The sequence below is a fragment of the Geothrix sp. genome, from assembly GCF_030219325.1.
GTDB lineage: Bacteria > Acidobacteriota > Holophagae > Holophagales > Holophagaceae > Geothrix.
Genome location: NZ_CP126625.1, coordinates 251,991 through 273,896, shown reverse-complemented (window position 1 = coordinate 273,896; position 21,906 = coordinate 251,991). Strand labels below are relative to the sequence as shown.

The window sequence follows — 21,906 nt, the reverse complement described above, 5'->3', positions numbered from 1 at the left end:
CACACCCAAGCCGTTCCGTGTTCAACATGGGCCGAATTCCGGATAGGTTGACTGCATGCCGCTCGAACGCCCGGACCCCGATGCCCTCCTGCGCCAGGTGCAGGAGCAGGAGTCCCGCGAGACGCGCGCCAAGCTGAAGGTCTTCTTCGGTGCGGCGCCCGGCGTCGGCAAGACCTTCGCCATGCTCTCGGAGGCGCAGGAGCGCCGGAAGGAGGGCGTGGGCGTGGTCGTGGGCGTGGTGGAGACCCACGGCCGCAGCGAGACCGCGGCCCTGCTCGAGGGGCTTGAGGTGCTGCCCCGCAGGGAGCTGGCCTACGCGGGCCAGTTCCTGCCGGAGTTCGACCTGGACGCGGCCCTGCAGCGGCGGCCCGAGCTGATCCTCATGGACGAGCTGGCCCACTCGAACGTGATGGGGTCCCGGCACGCCAAGCGCTGGCAGGACGTGATGGAGCTGCTGGACGCGGGCATCGACGTCTACACCACCCTGAACGTGCAGCACCTGGAAAGCCTCAAGGACGTGGTGGCCCAGATCACGGGCGTGATCGTCCGGGAGAACGTGCCCGACACCGTGCTGGAGCGCGCCGACGAGGTGGAGCTGGTGGATCTGCCGCCGGACGACCTGCTGCTCCGCCTGAAGGAGGGGAAGGTCTACCTGCCGGACCAGGCCCGCCACGCCCAGGATCACTTCTTCCGCAAGGGCAACCTGCTGGCCCTGCGTGAGCTGGCCCTGCGGCACACGGCCGAGAGCGTGGACGCGCAGATGCGCCGCTACATGGCCTCCGAGGGCATCCGCAAGACCTGGGCGGCCGGCGACCGCCTGCTCGTGTGCGTGGGCCCGGGGGAGCTGTCCGAGCGCCTCATCCGCGGCACCCGCCGCATGGCGGGCGCGCTCGGAGCGCCCTGGCTGGCCCTCTACGTGGAGTCCCGCCAGCACCTCCGCTTCACGGACGAGGACCGCACCCGCCTGGAGGCCAACCTGCGCCTGGCCGAGAAACTGGGCGGCGAGACGGCGGTCATCGAAGGGGCCGGCGCCCTGGTGGAGGACATCCTCACCTTCGCCCGGGACCGCAACATCACCAAGATCGTGGTGGGGAAACCCTCCCGGCCCCGCTGGATGGAGCTGGTGATGGGCTCCACGGTGGACGATCTCATCCGCGACAGCGGCACCATCGACGTCTACGTCATCAGCGGCGAGCCGGGCCGCGAACCGGCCACGCCCCTCATCCGGCGCACCATCACGAGCCCCCTGCGCAACTACCTGCTGAGCGCCCTGACCGTGGTGCTGGCCAGTGTCCTGGCCAGCCTCATCTTCCGCCGCACCGAGCTGGCGGACATCGTCATGGTCTACCTCCTGGGCATCCTCATCGTGGCCACGCGCTTCGGCCGCGGCCCCTCCCTGCTGGCCTCCGTGCTCAGCGTCGCGGCCCTCGACTTCCTCTTCGTGCCCCCGTACTACACCTTCGCGGTCACTGACTTCCGGCACGTGGGCACCTTTGCCGTGATGCTGCTGATGGGCGTGGTCATCGGCAACCTCACGGAGCGGATCCGCGCCCAGGCCCGCCTGGCGCGCGGTCGAGAGCAGCGCACCCACGCCCTCTACCGCCTGGGGCAGGAGCTGGCCCGCAGCTCGGGCTCCGCGGCCCTGGTGGCCTCCGCCCTCCAGAACGTGGCCACCCAGTTCCAGAGCCAGGGCGTGATGCTGCGACCCGATGAGCATGGCCGTCTGCAGGCGCCCGCCCATCCCCTGGCCTTCCCCCTCAACGACCAGGAGCTGGGCGTGGCCCAGTGGGTCTTCGACCATGCGGAACCCGCCGGCCTCGGCACCCTCACCCTGCCGGGCGCGCGCGCCACCTACCTGCCCCTGAAGGGGGCGGCCGGGGCCCTCGGCGTCCTGGGCCTGCTCCCCGAGGGCGCGCCCCGCTGGGCCGAGCCGGACCAGCGCCAGCTGCTCGAAGCCTTCGCCACTCAGACGGCCCTGGCCCTGGAGCGGGCCCTCCTGGCCGAGCAGGGCGCTCAGGACAAGCGCCGGGCGGACGAGGAGCGGCTCCGCAACGCCCTGCTCAGCTCGGTCTCCCACGACCTGCGCACGCCGCTGGGCGTCATCACCGGCGCCGTCAGCACAGCCCTGGAGACGCCGGATCTTCCCGAGCCCGCCCGGCGGGAGCTGCTCCAGTCCGCCCAGGAGGAGGCCCAGCGCCTCCACCGTCTGGTCAGCAACCTGCTGGACATCACGCGCCTGGAGGCAGGTTCCCTGGACCTGCAGACCGAGTGGATGCCCGTGGAGGAGGTGGTGGGCGCCGCCCTTAACCGCCGGGAGCTGGCCCTGGAAGCCCATCGCGTGCGCGTCGCCCTGCCCGAGGACCTGCCCCTGGTGGCCATGGATGGTGTGCTCATGGAGCAGCTGCTGCTGAACCTCCTCGACAACGCCCTGAAATACTCGCCGCCGGAATCCCCCGTGGACATCAAGGCCTGGGCCGCCGGAAAGTCGCTCACGCTCTCCATCGCCGACCAGGGGCCGGGCATCCCCGCCGGGGAGGAGGAGCGGATCTTCGAGAAGCTGGCCCGGGGCCAGGCCGCCTCGAACCGGCCCGGGGCCGGGCTGGGCCTCGCCATCTGCAAGGGCATCGTGACGGCCCACCAGGGCCGCATCCAGGCCGTGAACCACCCCCAGGGCGGCGCCCAGTTCCTGGTGACTCTGCCCCTGGGGACGCCGCCCGCAATGCCGGAGGAGGCCCCATGACCGGAACCGGGGCCCTCATCCTGCTGGTGGAGGACGAGCCGCAGATGCGCCGCTTCCTCCGGGTGGCGCTGGAGGGCAGCGGCTACCGCTACCTGGAGGCGGGCACCGGCCAGGAGGGTCTGGCCCTGGCCGTCCAGCACCGGCCCGAGGCCATCCTGCTGGATCTGGGCCTGCCGGACATGGATGGCCTCGAGCTGATGGTCCGGCTGCGGGAGTGGAGCCGAACCCCCGTGATCGTGATCTCTGCCCGGGGCCAGGAGACGGACAAGGTGGGCGCCCTGGATGCCGGCGCCGACGACTACCTCACCAAGCCCTTCGGCACCCGCGAGCTGCTGGCCCGCGTCCGCGTGGCCCTGCGCCACGCGGGTCCGGAAGCCCAGCAGGAACCGGTGTTCATCCTGGACCGCTGGCGCGTGGACCTGGCCAAGCGGCAGGTGCTGATGGACGGGAAGGAAGTCCACCTCACGCCTCTGGAATACAGCCTCTTCACCACCCTCATCCGCCATGCGGGGAAGGTGGTCACCCACCGCCAGCTGCTGAAGGAGGTCTGGGGCGGCGCCGCCGGGGCCCAGCCCCTCTACCTGCGCGTCTACATGACCCAGCTCCGCCACAAGCTGGAAGCGGAACCCTCGCGCCCCAAGTACCTCCAGACCGAGCCGGGCGTGGGCTACCGGCTGCGGATGGAGGAATAGGCCGGTGCTTCCTGCTCTCTAGACGACCTCCGTCGCATCGACCTTCTCCACATCCATCTCCATCACGCCATCCACCGCGAGGGTGGCCATGGGCTGGAAGCGCGCGCCCCAGAGGATCTCCCCGGCGATGTACGAAGTGCGCTGGTAGATGGTCTGGGCGAAGGTGTCGTCGAAGGCCTTGATGAGGACGATGAACTCGGCCTGGGCCCGCTCCAGATCCTCGGTCGTCAGGCCGGAGAGGGGGCTGGACTCGTCGATGGGATGCACCACGGTCCAGCTGGTGGGGAAGAGGTTGATCTTGCTGCGCTCCAGCGAGAGGGTGACGAAGCGGCGGGTGCCGGTCTCCGGATCGTTGCAGGAGAGCACCACGGTGGCCTCCACCTCGATGAGCTGGTTGCTGCGCCGGTTCACGAACCGGAACATGAAGGCAGTGCCGCCTCGATAGGGCGCCACCACGGCCCGCTGGCTGAACCGCATCTGGGCATGGGGCCGCGAGAAGCGGCCGTAGAGCAGGCCCGTGGCCAGGGCGAAGCTCAGGAGCCCCAGCAGGGATTCGAAGGCCGCCACGGCGCTCACCAGGTGGCTGTTGGGGCTGATGTGCCCGTACCCCACGGTGGTGAGGGTCTGGGCGCTGAAGAAGAAGGCGTCCATGAGCCGGTCCAGGCGGCTGTGGCCACCGGTCCGGATGAACTGGTCCATGCCGATGCCCAGGTAGACGGCCGCGAACAGGGCATTGGCCACGAGGAACCCCAGGAAGAGCAGGGCCAGGAAGCGGAAGCCGCCCATGGTGATGAGCCGGTGGTACAGCTCGTAGCCCCGGAAGAAGGGCAGGCCCGCGCGGCGCACGTTGAAGGTGCCGTCCTTGTTGACGCTGCGCCCCGGGCCCACGCGGACGCCCAGGCCCAGGTCGTCGTTGGGGAGGCTGCGGTTGAAGCGGGGGAGTGGCGTCACGGCGCCTCCAATCCGGCGCTGGACTCGGCGCCACCCCGCCGCGTCGCGTACTTCGCCGCGAGGCCGGCCAGGCCGAGGAGGCCGATCATGTTGGGGAACACCTGCAGCGCGTTCATCATGTCACCCCAGGCCCACACGGCGGTGGGCTTGGCGATGGCGCCGAAGGGGATGAGCAGGCAGTAGATCCAGCGGTACACCCTCGTGGCCCGGGGGCCGACCAGGTACTCGAGGGCCTGCTCGCCGTAGAAGGCCCAGCCGATGAGGGTGGTGTAGCCGAAGAGGAAGGCGCAGAAGGCCACGATCCAGCCACCCACCGTGGGCATCGCCGTGTTGAAGGCGCCGGCCACCGCCGCCGTGCTGGTGAGGCCCTCGCCCCCGGCGCGGATCACCGCGATGGACTGCTGCGCCACGCCGCTCACGAGGATGGTCAGGGCGCTGATGGAGGAGGTCACGCAGGACACGATGAAGGTCTCCATCACCGCGTGCAGGCCCTGCTGTTCGGGCCGATCGCTCTGCGCGGTGCCGTAGGCCACCGCCGCGGTGCCGTAGCCCGCCTCGTTGGCGTACACACCCCGCGCCACGCCGTAGCGCATGGCCATCATCACGCCCAGGCCCGCGGCCGTGCCGCCGGCGGCATGCAGGGAGAAGGCCTCGCGGAAGACCAGGGCCAGCACCGAGGGAAGGGCCGCGGCGTACGTCACGAGCACGATCAGGCCCCCGGCCAGGTAGAGGCCCACCTTGAGGGGCGCCAGCTTCTCCGCCGCGCGGCCGATGACCTTGATGCCGCCGATGATGACCGCCCAGGTCAGCACGCCCACGGCCAGGCCCACATAGAGCGACGTCCGCGACACGGCGCCCAGCCAGGGCAGCACCACCGCGCCGGTGGGCAGCACATGGCTCAGGGCCACGCCGATGCTGTTGGGCTGGGAGAAGGGCGTGGTGGTCAGGGCCCCCAGGCAGGCTGCGGCGGCGTAGAGCCAGGCCAGGGCCGGGGACTTCAGGCCGTCACGCAGGTAGTACATGGGCCCGCTCTGCACCTGGTCGCCGCGCGCCACGCGGAAGCGCAGGCCCAGCACCGCCTCGCAGAACTTGATGGCCGTGGCGAAGAAGCCGTAGCACCAGATCCAGAACAGCGCGCCGGGGCCACCGGAGATGATGGCCGTGGCTACGCCCGCGATGTTGCCGGTGCCGATGGAGGCCCCCAGGGCCGTCATGAAGGCCTGGAAGGGCGTCAGCGGGCCGTCCGCGCCCCGGGGCCGCGCTGTCAGCATGACCCGCAGGGCCTCGCGGAAGCGCCGCACCTGCACCACGCGCAGGCGCAGGGTCAGGTAGAGGCCGCCGCCCATGAGGACGAGCAGCACCCAGGGCATGAAGAGCCGGTCGGCCGCGCGCTGGATCAGATCGGAGAGGAGGGGCATGGACAGATCCTACGGGACCCGGGCGGCCAGATGGACGAAGCATTCGATGTGACTAGGATGGAACGATTCCCACGTTCCCCTGCCCAGGAGGCCCCGTGCCCCCCTCCGCCGGTTCGCCGCCTTGGCGCTGACCGCCCTGGCCCTGGGGCTCATCCATGCCCGGGAGCCCCTGCGGGTGCGGAAGGCCGCGAACCGCACCTGGGTGCTGAGGGTGGGTGGCAGGGCCTATCCATGCGCCGTGGCCCGGGCCGGCGTGGCCCCCCGGTGCGACAAGCGGGAGGGCGACGGCCGCACGCCTTCTGGGCATTCGCCATGCGGGGCCTCCACTACCGGCCCGACAAAGTCGAGAGCTCGCTGCTGCCGGAATGCTGGAAGCCCATCGCCTTGCAGCCCGCCGACGGCTGGTGCGACGACCCGAGGGATTCCCGCTACAACCGCCCCGTGAAGCTGCCCTTCGACCCCAGCCACGAGAATCTCTGGCGAGAGGACGACGTCTACGACCTCATCGTGCCCCTCGGCTACAACGATGCCCCCGTGGTGCCGGGCCTGGGCAGCGCCATCTTCTTCCACGTGGCGCGGCCCGGCTACGAGCCCACCGCCGGCTGCGTGGCCGTCACCCGGGCCCATTTCCTGGAGATCCTCGCCCGAACCCGGCCCGGCGATCGGATGCGGATCGAGGCTCACTGACTGGAACCGGGACCGCCCTCAACCGAGCGAGGGCAGGGCCAGGGTCACGGCCACGAAATGACACGCCGCCGCAGCCACCACCAGGAGATGGAAGATCTCGTGGTAACCGAACGTGCGGGGAAAGGGGTCGGGCCGCCGGAGCGCATAGATGAGGGCACCCACTGTGTAGGCGAGGGCCCCGGCCACGATCAGACCGATCACCGTCACGCCCGCCGCGCGGAACAGCGAGGGGACCAGCAGCGCGAAGGACCACCCGAAGGCCACATAGATCCCCGCCATCAGCGGCTTGGGGGCCGCCGGCCACAGCAGGGACAGCATCACGCCGCCCAGCGCCCCGCCCCAGACGAGGGCCAACAGGAGGTGGCCGGTCCCGGATCCCAGCAGCAGGCCAAAGGGGGTGTAGGTGCCCGCGATGAGCAGGAAGATGGCCGATTGGTCCAGGCGTCCCACCAGGTCTCTCGCCCGCGGCGCCCAGGTGGGCCGGTGGTAGATGGCGGAGGTGGCCAGGAGCGTCACCAGACTCAACCCGTAGATCGCCGCACCCCAGCGCGCCGCCCAGGAGCCTGCCCCGAGCCACAGGAACACCACCGCTGGGGTGGCGACACAGGCAGCGAGCAGGTGGGACACGCCTCGCCATCGCGGTTTCAACCGGGGCTGGAGGCTTGGTTCCAGGCCAGGATCCATGGGCCTGCCACGAGGCGCGGCTCCGGCCATGGTTGCCGGACTCGGCTCAGCACACACGGGAAGGCGCTCGCAGATCATGGCTGGTGTCCTTGAACATCAAGGACGAGGAAGCACTTTCTGTTCCGCGGTTTATTTCTTTATTTCTTTAGCGCTTTATTAAATCGGAACCAACCCGGACCGGAGGTGAACCCTCCAAAATGACAGGGGTGTCCATCACAACGAATGGACCAAAAGGCTGAAGGGAACCTCGGCCGCCCGGCGCAGATCGACCGGGTTCAGTCCCCTTCCACCTGCCGCCCGATGTAGGCCGAGTAGTCCGTCACGGCCGGCTGGTAGACGCGGGTCATGAGGGGCGACGAGATCATGAAGTCCGCCGAGCTGCGGGAGCAGGCCATGGGGATGTTGTAGACCACGGCGATGCGCAGGAGGGCCTTCACGTCCACGTCGTGGGGCTGGGGCTGCATGGGGTCCCACAGGAAGATCACCATGTCGATCTTCCCTTCCGCGATGAGCGCGCCCAGCTGCTGATCCCCGCCCAGGGGGCCCGACTTGAGCTTGCGGATGGGGGGCACGGGGAAGGTGCCCTCCGCCTCGGCCGCCTTCCGGGCCAGGGCCTCCTCTACCAGCCGCCCGGTGGTGCCCGTGCAGACGAGCCGGTGCTCCGCCAGGATCGCGTGGTTCCACGAGACCCACTCGATGAGGTCCTTCTTGCGGTGATCGTGGGCGACCAGGGCGATGACTTTCTGATGCTTCACGGCGCGCCTCCTGCTCCATCCTTCCAGAAAGCGGCGGAGGCCGCTGTCAAGGCCGGGTGAAAACGCCGGTCCAACCTGTCAGGTCGTGCGGCAGGCAAGGACCGCCGCGAGGATGGTGTCGGAGAGATCGCTCTTGCTCACGTAGCCCACGGCGCCCGCCGAGCGCATGGCCTCGGCCATGTCCACGTCCTGGTGCATGGAGAGGCCGATGACCTGCACCTCCGGGAAGCGCTGATGGATGATCCGGGTGGCCTCGATGCCGCTCATGCCGGGCATCTGGATGTCCATGAGCACCGCGTCGGGCCGGAGCCGGTCCACCAGGTCCAGGGCCGACTCCCCGCCCGCGGCCTCCCCCACCAGCTGAATGCCACGCTCCTGGCGCAGCAGGGTGCCCAGCCCCTGGCGGACCAGGGTGTGGTCATCCACGAGCAGCAGGCGGATCGGACGCGGCGGGGCAGCGCCCCCAGGCGGCTCCGCAGCCTTCACGAGGGGGTCGGCGACCACTCCGGTCTGGGCCACCCCCGGCCCGTCCGCCCCTTCCGGATGGAGGGGCACGGTCAGGGTGAAGCGGCTGCCCAGGCCCGCGCTGCTCTGGATCTCCAGGCGGCCGCCCAGCAGGCCAAGGCGCTCGTGCAGAGACAGCAGGCCATAGCCGCCCGACTCGCCGCCGGCAACGCGGAGACGGGCGGGGTCGAAGCCCACGCCCTCGTCGGCCACCATGATCTGAAGGCCGCCCCCGGCCTGCTGCACGGAGAGCTGGGCCACCCTGGTGCCCGCGTGCTTCACCACGTTGAACAGCAGCTCGCGCACCGCCTGGAAGAGGAGGATGGTCTGGTCCTCCGGGATGGGGGGCAGTTCCTTTCCCACCTGCAGGCCCACGCGCAGCCCGTGCTTGGCCAGCTTCCACCGCGCCAGCCACTCCAGGGCGGGCAGCAGGCCCTGCTCCCCGAGAAAGGGCGGGCTGAGCTCGTAGGTCAGGGTGCGGGACGTCTCGATGGAATCGACGAGCAGCTCCTCCAGGTGGTGGACCTCCTCCTGGATCCGGCTGTCACCGGCCCCCTCCAGGGCCCCCACGCGGTACTTGGCCGCCACGAGGAGCTGCTGCAGCCCGTCGTGCAGCACCTGGGCCAGCCGCTTGCGCTCGTGGTGTTCGGCCATGGTCAGCTCAGCCGCCAGGTGGGCGAGCTGGCGGGTGCGCTGGAGCAGGGCCACCTCGGCCTGCTTCCGGTGGGTGATGTCGATGCCCACCCGCAGCATGAGCCTCGAACCGTCCGTGTCCACGAAGGGGTAAGTCGACACCTCATAGTCGTGACCGTCCGGTCCGCGCCACTCGCACTGCTGGGAGGCCAAGGTCTCGAGGACCCGGATGGTCTCGCACCCCTCGCAGGGCTCCTCCTGCTGGAAGAGGTGCGCGTGGCAGGTGGTGTCCGGGGGCTTGCCGAAGCGCCGTTCGAAGTCGCGGTTGGCGAAGGTGATCCGGTGTTCCGGCGTCATGAGGACCACGTAGGCCGGAAGCGCCTCGAGGACGTCGTACAGCCGGTGCCGTTCGGACTGGAGCGAGGCTGCCAGTCCCACCAGCTCCGCGGTCCGGGTCTCGACGCGGCGTTCCAGGTCGACCTTGGCATTCCGAAGCGCCGCCTCGGCCTCCTTCCGCTCCGTGATCTCGATCATGGCCACGTTCAGGCCCTGGATCCGGCCCGCCGCATCCAGCACCGGCTCGACATAGTCCGAGTAGTGCCAGGACCGGCCCCGGGTCTCGCCGGAGACCTCCCGCACTTCGGGCTGCCCGGTGTCGAGCACCCGCTGCAGCAGGTCCATCAGCTCCGCGGCATCGGCGGGAGGGATGAGCTCGTCCGGGCGCCGCCCGATCACCATGTCGGGGCTGAACCCGTGGCGGGTGTTGTAGATCCAGGTGTAGCGAAGGTCGCGGTCCAGGGTGGCGACCGTGATGGGGGCGTTCTGGAGGGTCATGCGGAAGCGCGCCTCGCTCTCCCGCAGCAGCTGCTCGGTCGTGACGTCGAGCACCACGCCATAGCTGAATTCGGCCTGCCCGGCAGCGTCGCGGTCGAAGCGCCCTCGGGCCTCCAGCCAGCGGATGCTTCCGTCCGGCCGAAGGGCCTTGAAGGTGGCGGCGTAGTCCGAACCCCGGGCCAGGGCCTGCTCCAGCAGGGTCTCCACCGCCGCCCGGTCCGCCGGATGGACCCGGGCGATCAAGGCCTCGTAGCCCGGCTGGACCTCGCCCGGCTCGTAGCCCAGCAGTTCGAAGTGCCGCGCGTTCCAGCGGGCCTCGCCGCTGGGGAGGTGCCACTCCCAGGTGGCCAGCCCGGCCGCGTCCAGGGCCAGGGACAGCGGTCCCTCCTGGTGACCGCTCCAGACCTGCTGGCGCATGGCGAGTGGTGGCATGGCATTTTCCTGTGGGCCCGGCGGCCTGGGAATGGATTCCCAAAAGTATCCCCCGGCCGCCCCTCCCGGGCGACCTTTTCGGCAGGGGACCGGCAGGCCCGGATTCCCTTCGCCTAGGCTTCCGGCCTCGACCGGGCACAGCGCTGGAGGGTCTCGCCCAGGGCCTTCAGGGTGTAGGGCTTCTGCAGGAACCCGGCGAGGCCGCGGCCGATGAAGTCCTGGATCGACTCCTGCTCGTTGTAGCCGCTGGTCAGCACCACGGGCACGCCGGGACAGAGCCTGCGGATCTGCTGGAAGGCCTCCCGGCCATCCATGCGGGGCATGGTCAGGTCCATGAAGACCAGGTCCAGGGAGGGCCCCTGCTGGGTGACCCGGTCCACCGCCTCCTGCCCATCCGTGGCCAGGATGACCTCCACGCCCAGGGATTGCAGGGCCTCGGCGGTGGATTCGCGGAGGATCTCCTCGTCGTCCACCACGAGCACCCGCAGACCCAGAAGCGATACCGCGGTGGTGGCCTCGGGCCCCGCTTCGGCCGCGACCCCGTCGGCGACCGGGAAGAGGACCTTGAAGGTGCTGCCCCGGCCCGGCTCGCTGTAGATCCTCAGGCCCGCATGGTGGCCGCGGAGGATGCCGAGCGTGGCCGACAGGCCCAGGCCGTGGCCCGAGGGCTTGGTGGTGAAGAAGGGATCGAAGATGCGGGACAGCACTTCGGGACTCATGCCGCAGCCGGTGTCCTGCACCTCCATGACGGCGTAGGTGCCGGGCAGCAGCTCCTGGCCCTGGAACACCTGGTCGAGGTAGGCCCGGTCCAGGGCCGTCACGGCCGTGGTGATCCGGATGGTGCCTTCCCGGTCGCCGATGGCGTCCGCCGCATTGGTCACCAGGTTCATGAGCACCTGCTGGATCTGCGCCGCATCGGCCTGGATGGGCACGGGGGCGCCGGCCAGGCCGAGCCGCAGGGCGACCTTCTTGGAGATGGAGACCTCCAGCAGGTGGAGCATCTCCCGGATGACCTGGTTCAGGTCCCGGTTCTGCACCAGGAAGCGCCCCTTCCCCGAGTAGGCGAGCATCTGCCGGGTCAGCTCCGAGGTGCGGTGGATGATCCGCTCCAGGTTGCCCAGCGAGGGATGGGCCGGCGATTCGGGGCTGAGCCGGGACTGGGCGAGGTTCAGGTGGCCCAGCATAGCGGTCAGCAGGTTGTTGAAGTCGTGGGCGATGCCTCCGGCCAGCAGGCCGAGGCTCTCCAGCTTCTGCACGTGCTGCATCTGCTGCTCCATGAGCTGCCGCTCCCGCTCCGCCGCGCGGCGCTCCAGCTCCGCCGTGGCGCGGCTCGAGAAGATGCGCAGGAGCGAGGCGGTCTCCTCCGGGTGGTCCTCCGGCTGACGCTTCACGACCGCAAGCATGCCGCGAGTGCGGCCGGATTCATCCAGGAGGGGGCACCCCACGTAGGCGCTGGCATCCAGCTTCCTGAGCAGGTCGAAGGCCGGGAAGCGCTCCTGGACGCCTTCGGCGAAGGCGCACGGCTCACCGCGATAGACCGCCGCGCACGGGGTTCCCGCCAGGGGATACTCGAAGCCGGGGATCGTCTCGCCATCGAGGAACACGGCCAGGGTGCGAACCCATTCCGCGCCATCCCTCAGGAAGCCCTCGCCGATCATCGCCCCGTCCGCATGGGCCGCCTGGGCCAGGTAGCGCGTCAGCTCCTGGAAAAAGGTGTCCCCGGTCATGGCGGAGACGCCGCTGGCCACGTTCAGGATCACGTCCTCCCGCCGGCGGCGCTCCGCCAGCTCCTTCTCCAGCTCCTGGTTCAGGGCCCGCACCTCGGCCGTGGCCCGGCGCACCCGGAACCGGAAGAGGAGCATGAGCCCCGACGTGAGGGCCAGCAGCACCACCAGGGCCAGGGCGGCCCGCGGGAGCCAGAGGGGCAGCCCCCGGACCGCCCCGCCCGACTGCATCCACCGGTCGATGGCCCGGGTGTATCCCGAGTCAACCTTGCCCCGGCCATCGGCGAGGTAGGCGTCGAGGGCCTGGAGCAGGTCGGCGTTGCGGCCCTTGGTGGTGGCGAAATAGGTGGGGAAGGGGTTGAAGACCACCGGCGTGCGCACGACCCGGAAGTCCCCTTCGCGCGAATACCCGAAGATGCTGGTGGTCACGCCGGCGTCGGCGGCGCCGGCCGCCACGGTGAGCAGGACGTCCTCGAAGGAGGGCACCACCACGAAGTCCACCTGGATCTCGAACCGATTGCAGAGGTCCATGAAGTGCTGACCATTCACGTCGGACTTCATCACCGCCACCCGGCGTCCGCGCACGTCGAAGACACTCTGGATCGGCACCTTCGGATTCGCGTAGAGGAGGCTCCAGACCGTGAGGGTGACCTCCCGCCCATAGTCGAGGTACTGGGCCCGCTCCTCCGTGTAGGCCACGCTCGTGGCCAGGTCCACCTCGCCGCGGCGGGCCCGCTCCAGTCCTTCGGCGAAGGAGCCCGGAACGTAGCGGATATCCCAGCCCTTGGCCCGGCCGACCTCCTCGATCATGTCGATGTAGAAGCCCCGGACCTGGCCCCCGGCGTCCTGGAAGGTGGCCGGCTTGTGCGGGAAGACCGCCACCCGGACCTGCCGGGTCCCGGCCCCCAGCGCGCAGGGGAGGACCATCAGGAGGAGGGCGAGGAGCCCACTGATCATGGCTGACCGGGTGCCGCTGCGCATGCGTGGGTCCTTCCCCCGAAAATCGTCGAACGCCTTCCGAAGTTTCTCCTGCTGGATAACTGTTGCAGGACCACCCTCGGCCGAAGATCACGAATCCCGGGGCCGGACCGCTCCGCCCCGCCCACCGGTTCAACCACACATCAAACATTCATTGCAGTTATCAAGCAGCTGCAGGCTCGGGCGACCCCCCTCCACCCCTGATCCGGACCGGTCTGACGGGGCCGGAGGCCCGGTCGCCAAAGTTATAAGATTGCTTTTGAACTGGTAATTGGGCCCCGGCCCCGACAACTCCCCTATTATCAAGAAAGGGCCGGTCCATCAGGGCCTCGACGCCGGGGAGGACACATGCCGAACATTGCATCCGTGCTGAAGGAAGAGGTCGTCCGGCTGGCGCGCAAGGAGCTGCGGACGGCCACGGAAGGACTCAAGAAGGCGGCGGCCGCCCATCGCACTGAGATCGCGGCCCTGAAGCGCAGGATCTTGGTGCTTGAGAAGGGCCTGGCCCGGGGCGAGAAGAAGCGTGCCGCCGCGCCAGTGGAGACCCCCGAGGATGCCACCCGGATCCGGTTCAGCGCGAAGCGCCTGGCCCGGCAGCGGGAGAAGCTGGGGCTCTCCGCGGCGGACATGGGCCTGCTCCTGGGCGTCTCGGCCCAGACGGTCTACAACTGGGAGGCCGAAAAGTCCCGGCCCCGCCGGTCGCAGCTGGCCGCCATCGCCGCCCTGAGGGGCATCGGCAAGCGGCAGGTCAAGGTCCGGCTCGAGGCCCTGGCGACCCCCCAGTAGGTTCACGCTCTGGATTCATCAATCCCGGCGGTGATCGTCCCGCTCATGGTCCCTATCCCGGTCGCCATGTCTCTCCGGCCCGCGACCGTGGTCCCGATGCCAGCGGGTGTAGTCGTCCCCCTCGACCATTTTCTCGTGGGACCAGTGCCCCGGTTCATACCGATAGGCCCCGCCCTCGCGCTGATAGCGTGCCGCGATCCAGCTCGAGCCACGGCGGGAGGGCTGTTCCCAGCGTCCCGGGGCCCAGGCCCAGCGGTCATCCTGGCGATCCCAGTACCCGGCGATCCACCGATGGTCCCGGCTGGGACGGTGCATCCGGACCTCCACCTGGGGCGGCGGCGGGGCGTCCGGCGCGATGCGGATGTGGATCGATGGGAGCTCCACGCCGATCCGGACCTGGGCCGCCGCAGGCGCGGCACTCAGCACCGCCAGCACGGCGGGTAGAACCAATCTAGCCAATGTCTTTTGCATGCAGATCTCCTCGACCGGGATGGGTTGGTGCAGCTGCCGCGCTTCGGTCATGCCGGCAACCAGTTCGGGCCTACGGTGCTGTCGTTTGCAAGGACGGTCACCGAGAGCGGCGCCGCCGAGGCCTAGCCGGCCAGGACGGTGATGGCGATGCGATCCATGGGGTGTCTCCGGTTGAGCAGGTAGTAGCCGCCACCCCAGTACTCGATGTAGAGATCGTCGTCCCCGTACCAGGTGTCGGACCAGTACTCGGGCCAGGGGTCCATGACGCTGAACCACAGGCCGCTGTACTGGAATCGGGGGTAGCCGCCCACGACGATCAAGGGGAAGCGGAACATCCGGAACCCGTGGCTGGCCCCGAAGTACCCCTGAAACCGGGCCTCGGGAATGCGGTAGCCACGGTAGCCGCCCCGATCCTGCCAGGTTCGATGCTCCGTCTTCCAGTCCCGCGCGCGGCGGGCTGGCCAGGCCGTTTGATGCTGGCCTGCCTGCGCCTGCGGGGTACGCGGCGTGGGCCGGGGCACCTGGGCGGGGGGCGGCTGTCGTTCAAACCTGGGCTCGGGTCGCTGCTGCGGCGGTTCCCGGCGGGTGGCGCGGTCTTGCCGAGGCTGGCCCTCCGGCCTGACTTCAGGGCGTGGCTGAGGTTTCTCCGGATGATCGGGCCGCTCCTGCCGCGGTTGGCCTTGGGGCCTGGCCTCGTGCTGCGGCTTCTCCTCCCGCTCCGGTCGGGATGGCTGGGGTTTTTTCGCCTTGGTCTCCTGCTCCTGCTGCTGCTTTCTCGAGTCCTGCTCGCGCTGGTCATGCTGCGCATAGGCGGGCGTCATGGCCTCCAAGAGCAGGGGCAGGATGCCGAGGTTGATGAGTCCGATGGATGCCATGTCGTCGCTCCCGGTGGGTGCCTGCGCTGATCTGCAGACCCTCCACGGGGGCGGTCGCCAGCAGGACCCGTAAGGCAGCGGATTCCGTGCCAGGCCAGAAGATGACTGGTTCCTTGGACTTGCCATGGGCGATGCGGGAAATGGCCCAGGCAGGCCCATCATGCCGAGGGACCTCTCCCGTCAATTCGATGGGACCAGGCTGCCGCCGCTCAGAGCCAGTAGGATGCCAGCCGTGCGCACCACTCCTTGAGCCGCTGAAGGTAGGGCCGTTGCTGCCACGTCCCCGGCGTGATCTCCCTGGAATCCTTCAAGTCATCCTGGAAGGCATCCTCCATCTCCCGACCGAAGGCGTCGCCCAGGATCACCACGTTCACCTCCTTGTTGTGGAGGAAGCTGCGGGTGTCCAGGTTGGTGGAGCCCACCGTGGACCAGGAGCCATCGATGACGGCGGTCTTGGCGTGCAGGACGGAGGTCTTCAGCTCGTAGATCCTCACGCCAGCATCCAGCATGTCCTGGTAGAACGAGTGCGAGCCATAGGTGGTCAGCCAGCTGTCGGAGACGCCGGGCAGGAGGACCTTCACGTCGATGCCCCGCCGCGCCGCCGCCTGCAGGGCCTTCGAGATCTGCACGTCCGGCACGAAATAGGCCGAGGCAATGTGGATCGAGGTCCTGGCTCCCTGGATGGCCACGAAATAGGCCTTGAAGATCTCGTGGTTGCTTCCCGGCTGGCTGCGGAGCACCCGCACGACCTTGTCGCCTGCCGGGGCAAGGGTGGGAAAGAAGTCACGCTCCGGCAGACTGCCCTCATTCTGGCTGGCCCAGTTGTCCAGGAACATCCACTGGAGGGCGGCCACGGCGGGCCCCTCGATCTGGACGTGGGTATCCCGCCACCCCACGGCCTTGGCCTTGCGGGCGGAGCGGAACAGCGAGCTTCGCGCGTAGCTTGCGGTGATGTTGACCCCTCCCGTGAAGGCCACCCTGCCATCCACGACGAGGACCTTCCGGTGATCGCGGTTGTTGATGCGCCATCCCAGGAGCTTGTGGTGCGGGCTCACGGGCTGGAAGGGCAGGAGCCGGATGCCGGCCTCCTGCATGCGGTCGAAGAATGCCTGCGGCGTGCCGAGCGTCCCCACGCAGTCGTAGATGATGCTCACCTGGACGCCCTCTTTCTGCTTGGCGATGAGCAAGTCGGCGAACCTCATGCCCAGGGGGTCCTGATCGAAGAGGTAGGTTTCCAGGTTGATGGAGTCCCGGGCCGCCGAGACGGCCGCCATCATGGCCGCGATGGTCACGGGGCCGTCGAAGAGCAGCGTCACCTGGTTGCCCGCGATGAGGGGGCGACCCGTGGCGGCTTCCTCCAGGCCCGCGAGGTACTTGGCATCGACCTTGGCGCGGCCCAGCCGGCGGGTGAGCAGGGAGGCCGCCTCAGGCTCGCTCAGCGGGCCCCGACCATCCACCACCCTCGGAGTCGTGGGGGTGTTGAGCGGCTCCTTCAGATACTTCAGATCCGGCAGCCGCGCACAAGCCGAGCAGAGCAGACAGAACGCCAGGATCCAGTACCATGGGGGCTGGAGCTGCCGCTCCTCCTGACCGCAGAGGCTGGAGTCGGGGCTCATGGCGAGAGGGTCTTCTTCTGGATCAAGGTGGACAGGATCGCCAGCTGCTCCTTCTGGATCACCAGCAGTTCCTCCCACTGCTTCTCCCGCAGCAGATCCATCTTCTCGTGCAGCAGCATGATGTCGAGCTCGGCCTTGAGGTTGACCTCGTAGTCATGCTCGGCATTGAGCCGATCCCGCTCCGAGTGGCGGTTCTGGGACATGAGGATGACCGGCGCCTGGATGGCAGCCAGCATCGACAGGAACAGATTCAGCAGAATGAACGGGTAGGGGTCGAAGGTTCGGCCCCGGCTTGTCAGCAGGAAGGCATTGAGCCCAACCCAAATGAGCATGACCGCCGCGAAAAGCCCCACGAAGGTCCATGAGCCGCCGAAGCTCGCGACCACATCCGCAGCACGCTGGCCGAAGGTCGTCCCCTCATCGTAGGCCTTCGTGACGTTCCGGGCGATGTGCCGGCCCTCCGCCACGTGCCGTGCAACCCGCTGGGCTTGCTCATCCAGGCTCTCGAAGGGAATGCCCAGATACTTTGAGGCCAACTCGCCAGAGGGGTTCACAGAGCCTTCCTTCAGCGGCCCTGGTCGCCCACCGTGGGTGGCAGTTGCCGGAGTGTTGGGACGGATTTTACTCATTGGTCAGGATCACCTTCAGAGCCCGCTCCTCCTTGGCCTGGCCGAAGGTATCGTAGGCCTTCATGACCTCGGTCAAGGCGAACCGGTGGGTGATCAGCCGCGCCGGCTGCAGCTTCCCGGCGACCACCGACTTCATGAGCATGCGGGTGGAGACGGTGTCCACCAGCCGGGTGGTCAGGGTGATGTTGTGCGACCAGAGCTTGTCCAGGTTCAGCTGGACGGGCTTGCCATGGACGCCGATGTTGGCAATGTGCCCGCCTGCCGTCACGATGGCCTGGCAGATGTCGAAGGCCGCAGCCTGGCCGATGGCCTCGATGGCCACGTCCACGCCCCGGTTCCCGGTCAGCGCCATGACGCGCTCCACGGCCTGACCATCGCTGTTGTTCACGACCCAGGTGGCACCGAATGTCTTCGCCACCTCGAGGCGGTTGTCATCCACGTCGACCACGATGACCTCCGCGGGCGAATAGAAGCGCGCCGTCAGGAGCGTGGCCAGCCCGATGGGCCCCCCCCCGACGATGGCCACGGAATCTCCGGGCCTGATGGCCCCGCTGAGGACGCCGCATTCGAACCCTGTGGGAAGGATGTCGCTCAACATGACGAGCGCCTCCTCGTCCGTTCCCGACGGAATGGGGTACAGGCTGTGGTCGGCGAAGGGGATCCGGACCAGCTCGGCCTGAGTGCCGTCGATGAGGTTGCCCAGGATCCAGCCACCGCCATTCTCGCAGTGGGAGTACATGCCCGCCTTGCAGTTGGAGCACCTCCCGCAGGAGGAGATGCACGAGATCAGGACATGATCCCCAATCGCGACATTCGAGACGCTCCCACCCACCTGTTCGACGATGCCGACCCCCTCGTGCCCGAGAATCCGTCCAGCAGTCACCGTGGGGACATCGCCCTTCATGATGTGCAGGTCTGTGCCGCAGATGGTCGTTTTGGTGATCCGGACGATGGCATCCGTGGCGTCCTTGAGGATAGGATCCGGCCGTTCCTCTAATGCCTTAATCCCAGGACCGTGATAGACAAGGGCTTGCATGGTGGAACCTCTTTTCGAGCCCGGCGGCGGATCGCGAATGGAGCGGCCGGGTGGTGCTAATGAAGAGCTAGGTGAAGCTGACGAGTTCCCGGCAGGACTCCGCATGGACGCCGATATGTGCCGCACCAGCCTGCTCGAGGATGCCCCTGGCCTTGGCGGCTTCTTCATGGGTGCCGTGAGTGATCACCAGGAAGCGGTTGGAACTGACGGCGGTCTCGTATTGCAGACAGCTGTCCTTGGGGATGCCCAGGCTGTAGAGGGCCGCAGCCAGCACACCCAGCCCGCCGGCCGTGAGGGCGCCTTCCAGAGCGCCCACGATCCAGCTCACCAATGGCCCGAAGACCACCAGGGACCCCAGGCCGGGCACCACGAAGATGGCGGATCCGAACAGCAAACCCCAGAAGCCCCCCCAGAAGGCGCCGAGCTTGCCCCATACCTTCATGCGGTCCCCGGCGTTGTAGTAGCCGATGACGTGTTCCTCCGTGTGGAAATCCTTTCCCACGATGGAGAGCTTTTTCATGTCGTACCCCGCCAGCTGGAGTTCCTTGATGCTGCCTTCGGCCTCCAGGTGGGAGAGGAACACGCCGACCACTGCGTGGCGTTCATTCATGGTTGAACTCCTTGGGATGGGGCCTGGGGTGACCCAACCAGACTGGCCGGAGACTGACCCAGGCCATGGGCTTGGAGGGCCCCCAACCAGGCTCCCAGAGCTTCGTTGAAGGCCAAGGGCTGCTCATAGGCCACGAGGTGGCCAGCCTTGGGAATCACGATCAGCTCGGCCCCACGGATGCCCCGAGCCAGCTCCGCGGATTCGCCGGGCGGGATGAGCATGTCCTCGGCCCCGGTCACCACCAGGGTCGGCATCCTGAGTTCGTCGAGATGGCCCCGCTGATCCGGCCGATCCGCCAGGGCCAGGAGGGCACTGCTCACACCATGGGGACTGGACGCCCACATGATGTCGCGCACGGCTTGGACCATGCCTAGGTTCGAAGGGGTCTCCGAGAGCATCTTCGGAATCAGACCCTTCACGACAGCCTCGAAGCCGCCGTTCCGGACCTTCGTCGCCGTCTCGCGCCGGGCCTCGGCCACGTCGGGCTGATCCCCTCCGGCCCTCGTGCCCACCAGCACCAGGCCCCGGAGGAAGAGGGGATAGGCCCTGGCGAAGGCCAGGGCGATGTAGCCTCCCATGGAGTGGCCCACCATGACGACCGGACCCGTCTCCAGGTGCTGACACAGCGTGAACAGATCCTCGGCGTACCGGGCCATGGTGGCAGGGCCAGCCGCTGGCGCACTGGCGCCGAACCCGGGCAGATCCGGCGTGAGCACCCGGTTCGTGGCCTTGAAGGTATCCAACTGCCGGGACCAGGCATCCCCATTCAAGGGAAAGCCGTGGACGAAGAGAATCGGCGATCCCTTTCCCTCATCCGTGTAGGCCATTCGTTGTCCATGAACCAGGGCCATCATCATGACTCCCCTTTCGTGCTTTCGGATTCCAGGGCGCAAGGTGATTCGCATCCGGCTCAGCCGGGCAGATCGTTCACGGAAATCGGGTGGTCACCCTTGGCGTCGGGAGTGTGCCAGACATAGGTCCGGCGGGACCGTGGGCCATGACCGCGAAAGCCCTCGATGGCCCGATGGGCGCGCTCCCTGCCACGGCGCGCCAGGTCCTTCAGGTCCTTCCGGAGGCGGGGACCTGACTTGGGCGTGGTGAGGGCCACCACGACGGCGCCGATGGCGGCACCCATCAGAAAGGTGATCAGGGATGGGAGTGGGAATGGGGTTTGGTTCTGGCTCATGTGAAAGGCTCCGGAAGGCGTGCGGATGGTGGGCCTGGCCATTTGCGCCAGGGGTGAAACCCGGGGGGGCCATTTGGCCCCCCCGGGGCCCGCTTCAGAGGCCGGCGGCCTTGGTGGCCGAGAGGCCCTCGCCCGAAACCACCAGCTCGACGCGCCGGTTCTCCTGGCGCCCGGCTGCCGTTTCATTGGTGGCGATGGGATGGCTCTCACCGAAGCCCTTGAAGCTGATGGCATCCGAGGCGACCCCCTGCTGCACGAGGTAATCCCTCGTGTTCTGGGCTCGCTTTTCGGACAGGACCTGATTGGAGGCATTGCTGCCCTTGCTGTCCGTGAAGCCCTCAGCCTCGATCTTCAGCCCCTTGTGGGTGGAGAGGATGCCGGCGATCTTGGCGAGTTTCTCCCGGGCGGTGGGCAGCAGCGATGCCTTCCCATTCTCGAACAGCACGCCGGACATGTTCACGATGAGGCCCCGGACCGTGGCACGGGTCTGGAGGACGGCATTGAGCTCCACCATCAACTGGTTTCTCAGCCCCTCGTTCTTGGTCTGCAGGCCATCGTTCTTGGACTCCAGCCCCTTGTTGGCGGTCCACAGGCCCTCGTTCGTGGCCCGCAGGGTGCGATTCTCAAGCTCGGCCATCTTGTTCTCCTTGCGGGCCGAATCGCCGGCGGCCGTGGCCTGGGCGGTCTGCTGGTTGGCGGCATCCAGCTTGTCCTGGGCCGTCTTCCGCTCCATGGCGGCGACCTCGACGCCCTGCTTCTGGATGGCGATCAGGCGCGCATCCTCGGCCCTCTGGACCGCCTCCCTGGCGGAGATGATCCGAGCCTTCTTCGAGCCGTCCTTGGTCTCGGCCTCCACCAGGTAGCCGATCGCCTTGCCATAGGCCTCCGGAGCGTAGAACTTGGCGCCCGAGGCCCGGGCGATCCGGACCGCGTTGCGGGCCTGGAAGACGGCGAAGGGCGTCGTGTCATCCATCGCCAGGGGCGCCAGGGCATCCAGGTTCAGGGTGTACTGGCCCCGCTTCAGCAGTTCGTACTTGGCGTCGATGAACTCGAACTGCTCCACGGAACCCTTGCGGATCGCGTTCTCCATGACCACCACGTCGCTCGGCTGGGTGACGGCGAAGTAGGGTTCGGCGGTCACGACCAGACCGAAGGTCTGGAGCTTTTCCGTCACCTTCACCTTGCCGTGCCCTTGCTCGAGGAGGACCTCGCCCAGGTTGGTGGCCCGCCCTTCAGGCGACACGCCCCAGAGGACGTAGGTCAGGAACTCCCCGCCAAAGGAGGAGGCCGGGGGCAGGTTCTTGAACGTCGCGGTGATCTGGATGGCGCCGCCCTCGCTCTTCACCCGGGCCTCTCCCGAGGCGTTCGCGACCAGGACCGTGCCCAGCAGGTCGATCTCGGTGGAACGCTTCAGGTTCCGGTAGTTGATGGCCTTGGCCGAGCCCTGCACCACCGTCACCCGGTACAGGGGAACGGTGGCTGCCGGGGCCTGGGGCGTGGCGACCAGGTTGGGATTGGCGGTGAGAAGGGTGGACGGGGTGCCGGCCTGGGCCGCCAGGAGGGCCGTCATGAAGGGGATCATTTTCCAGAGGTGCATGCTGTTCCTTTCCAGGGTCCATGGGAAGGCAGCCACCCCGCCTGGACTGGACGGAGGTGGCCGGAAAC

The 21,906-nt window shown here is 68.4% G+C and carries 19 protein-coding genes; 4 read left to right on the top strand and 15 right to left on the bottom strand.

Annotated elements, in window-relative coordinates:
• Positions 1 to 55 precede the first annotated feature (55 nt).
• A complete protein-coding gene (locus QOZ81_RS01185; RefSeq protein WP_300715267.1) occupies positions 56 to 2,740 on the top strand; it encodes a sensor histidine kinase in 2,685 nt (894 codons plus the stop codon).
• Positions 2,737 to 3,432, top strand: a complete 696-nt coding sequence (locus QOZ81_RS01180; RefSeq protein ID WP_291202839.1) for a response regulator — start codon at positions 2,737 to 2,739, stop codon at positions 3,430 to 3,432. The genes QOZ81_RS01185 and QOZ81_RS01180 overlap by 4 nt, the downstream gene beginning before the upstream one ends.
• An 18-nt stretch (positions 3,433 to 3,450) precedes the next feature.
• On the opposite strand, the gene QOZ81_RS01175 is transcribed toward QOZ81_RS01180, so the two are convergent.
• Both QOZ81_RS01175 and QOZ81_RS01170 read right to left on the bottom strand, forming a co-directional pair.
• On the bottom strand, positions 3,451 to 4,383 hold the full coding sequence (locus QOZ81_RS01175; RefSeq protein WP_291202842.1) for an ion channel: 933 nt from the start codon (positions 4,381 to 4,383) through the stop codon (positions 3,451 to 3,453).
• The gene (locus QOZ81_RS01170; RefSeq protein ID WP_291202845.1) at positions 4,380 to 5,801 is read right to left on the bottom strand and encodes an alanine/glycine:cation symporter family protein; all 1,422 of its coding nucleotides are present in this window, start codon (positions 5,799 to 5,801) and stop codon (positions 4,380 to 4,382) included. Before QOZ81_RS01170 ends, QOZ81_RS01175 begins: the two co-directional genes overlap by 4 nt.
• Before the next feature lie 312 nt (positions 5,802 to 6,113).
• On the opposite strand from QOZ81_RS01170, the gene QOZ81_RS01165 reads away from it, so the two are divergent.
• The gene (locus tag QOZ81_RS01165) at positions 6,114 to 6,488 is read left to right on the top strand and encodes a L,D-transpeptidase family protein (protein WP_291202847.1); all 375 of its coding nucleotides are present in this window, start codon (positions 6,114 to 6,116) and stop codon (positions 6,486 to 6,488) included.
• A gap of 18 nt (positions 6,489 to 6,506) precedes the next feature.
• Here the strand turns inward: QOZ81_RS01165 and trhA are convergent, their stop codons facing one another.
• From trhA to QOZ81_RS01145, 4 genes are all read right to left on the bottom strand, one after another.
• Positions 6,507 to 7,172 carry a PAQR family membrane homeostasis protein TrhA gene (gene trhA, locus QOZ81_RS01160; RefSeq protein ID WP_291202849.1) on the bottom strand — a complete coding sequence of 222 codons (666 nt, stop codon included), beginning with the start codon at positions 7,170 to 7,172 and terminating at the stop codon, positions 6,507 to 6,509.
• A 275-nt stretch (positions 7,173 to 7,447) separates the two neighbouring features.
• Positions 7,448 to 7,927 carry a methylglyoxal synthase gene (locus QOZ81_RS01155; protein WP_291202852.1) on the bottom strand — a complete coding sequence of 160 codons (480 nt, stop codon included), beginning with the start codon at positions 7,925 to 7,927 and terminating at the stop codon, positions 7,448 to 7,450.
• Between the two features lie 78 nt (positions 7,928 to 8,005).
• The gene (locus tag QOZ81_RS01150; RefSeq protein WP_291202855.1) at positions 8,006 to 10,330 is read right to left on the bottom strand and encodes a response regulator; all 2,325 of its coding nucleotides are present in this window, start codon (positions 10,328 to 10,330) and stop codon (positions 8,006 to 8,008) included.
• Positions 10,331 to 10,443: 113 nt separating this feature from the next.
• On the bottom strand, positions 10,444 to 13,035 hold the full coding sequence (locus QOZ81_RS01145; RefSeq protein WP_291202858.1) for a response regulator: 2,592 nt from the start codon (positions 13,033 to 13,035) through the stop codon (positions 10,444 to 10,446).
• A 345-nt stretch (positions 13,036 to 13,380) separates the two neighbouring features.
• Between QOZ81_RS01145 and QOZ81_RS01140 the strand changes: the two genes are divergently transcribed.
• Entirely contained in the window at positions 13,381 to 13,818 is a 438-nt protein-coding gene (locus tag QOZ81_RS01140) for a helix-turn-helix domain-containing protein (protein WP_291202861.1), read from the top strand.
• Positions 13,819 to 13,836: 18 nt separating this feature from the next.
• On the opposite strand, the gene QOZ81_RS01135 is transcribed toward QOZ81_RS01140, so the two are convergent.
• The 9 genes from QOZ81_RS01135 to QOZ81_RS01095 all read right to left on the bottom strand — a co-directional run bounded on the left by QOZ81_RS01135 (position 13,837) and on the right by QOZ81_RS01095 (position 21,838).
• A complete protein-coding gene (locus QOZ81_RS01135; protein WP_291202864.1) occupies positions 13,837 to 14,289 on the bottom strand; it encodes a hypothetical protein in 453 nt (150 codons plus the stop codon).
• A 122-nt stretch (positions 14,290 to 14,411) separates the two neighbouring features.
• On the bottom strand, positions 14,412 to 15,164 hold the full coding sequence (locus tag QOZ81_RS01130) for a hypothetical protein (RefSeq protein WP_291202867.1): 753 nt from the start codon (positions 15,162 to 15,164) through the stop codon (positions 14,412 to 14,414).
• 209 nt (positions 15,165 to 15,373) lie between these two features.
• Entirely contained in the window at positions 15,374 to 16,780 is a 1,407-nt protein-coding gene (cls, locus tag QOZ81_RS01125; protein WP_291202870.1) for a cardiolipin synthase, read from the bottom strand.
• Positions 16,777 to 17,334: a DUF1003 domain-containing protein gene (locus QOZ81_RS01120; protein WP_291202873.1), complete on the bottom strand. Its 558-nt coding sequence runs from the start codon at positions 17,332 to 17,334 to the stop codon at positions 16,777 to 16,779. The genes cls and QOZ81_RS01120 overlap by 4 nt, the downstream gene beginning before the upstream one ends.
• Positions 17,335 to 17,401: 67 nt before the next feature.
• Positions 17,402 to 18,445 (bottom strand): zinc-dependent alcohol dehydrogenase family protein, encoded by a 1,044-nt coding sequence (locus QOZ81_RS01115; RefSeq protein WP_291202876.1) that lies wholly within the window; start codon positions 18,443 to 18,445, stop codon positions 17,402 to 17,404.
• A gap of 67 nt (positions 18,446 to 18,512) precedes the next feature.
• Complete coding sequence (locus QOZ81_RS01110; protein ID WP_291202879.1) at positions 18,513 to 19,055, bottom strand: general stress protein; 543 nt, start codon at positions 19,053 to 19,055, stop codon at positions 18,513 to 18,515.
• Complete coding sequence (locus QOZ81_RS01105) at positions 19,052 to 19,882, bottom strand: alpha/beta fold hydrolase (protein ID WP_291202881.1); 831 nt, start codon at positions 19,880 to 19,882, stop codon at positions 19,052 to 19,054. The genes QOZ81_RS01110 and QOZ81_RS01105 overlap by 4 nt, the downstream gene beginning before the upstream one ends.
• An 83-nt stretch (positions 19,883 to 19,965) precedes the next feature.
• Positions 19,966 to 20,241: a YtxH domain-containing protein gene (locus tag QOZ81_RS01100; protein ID WP_291202884.1), complete on the bottom strand. Its 276-nt coding sequence runs from the start codon at positions 20,239 to 20,241 to the stop codon at positions 19,966 to 19,968.
• Between the two features lie 94 nt (positions 20,242 to 20,335).
• Complete coding sequence (locus tag QOZ81_RS01095; protein WP_291202887.1) at positions 20,336 to 21,838, bottom strand: OmpA family protein; 1,503 nt, start codon at positions 21,836 to 21,838, stop codon at positions 20,336 to 20,338.
• Between the last annotated feature and the right edge of the window lie 68 nt (positions 21,839 to 21,906).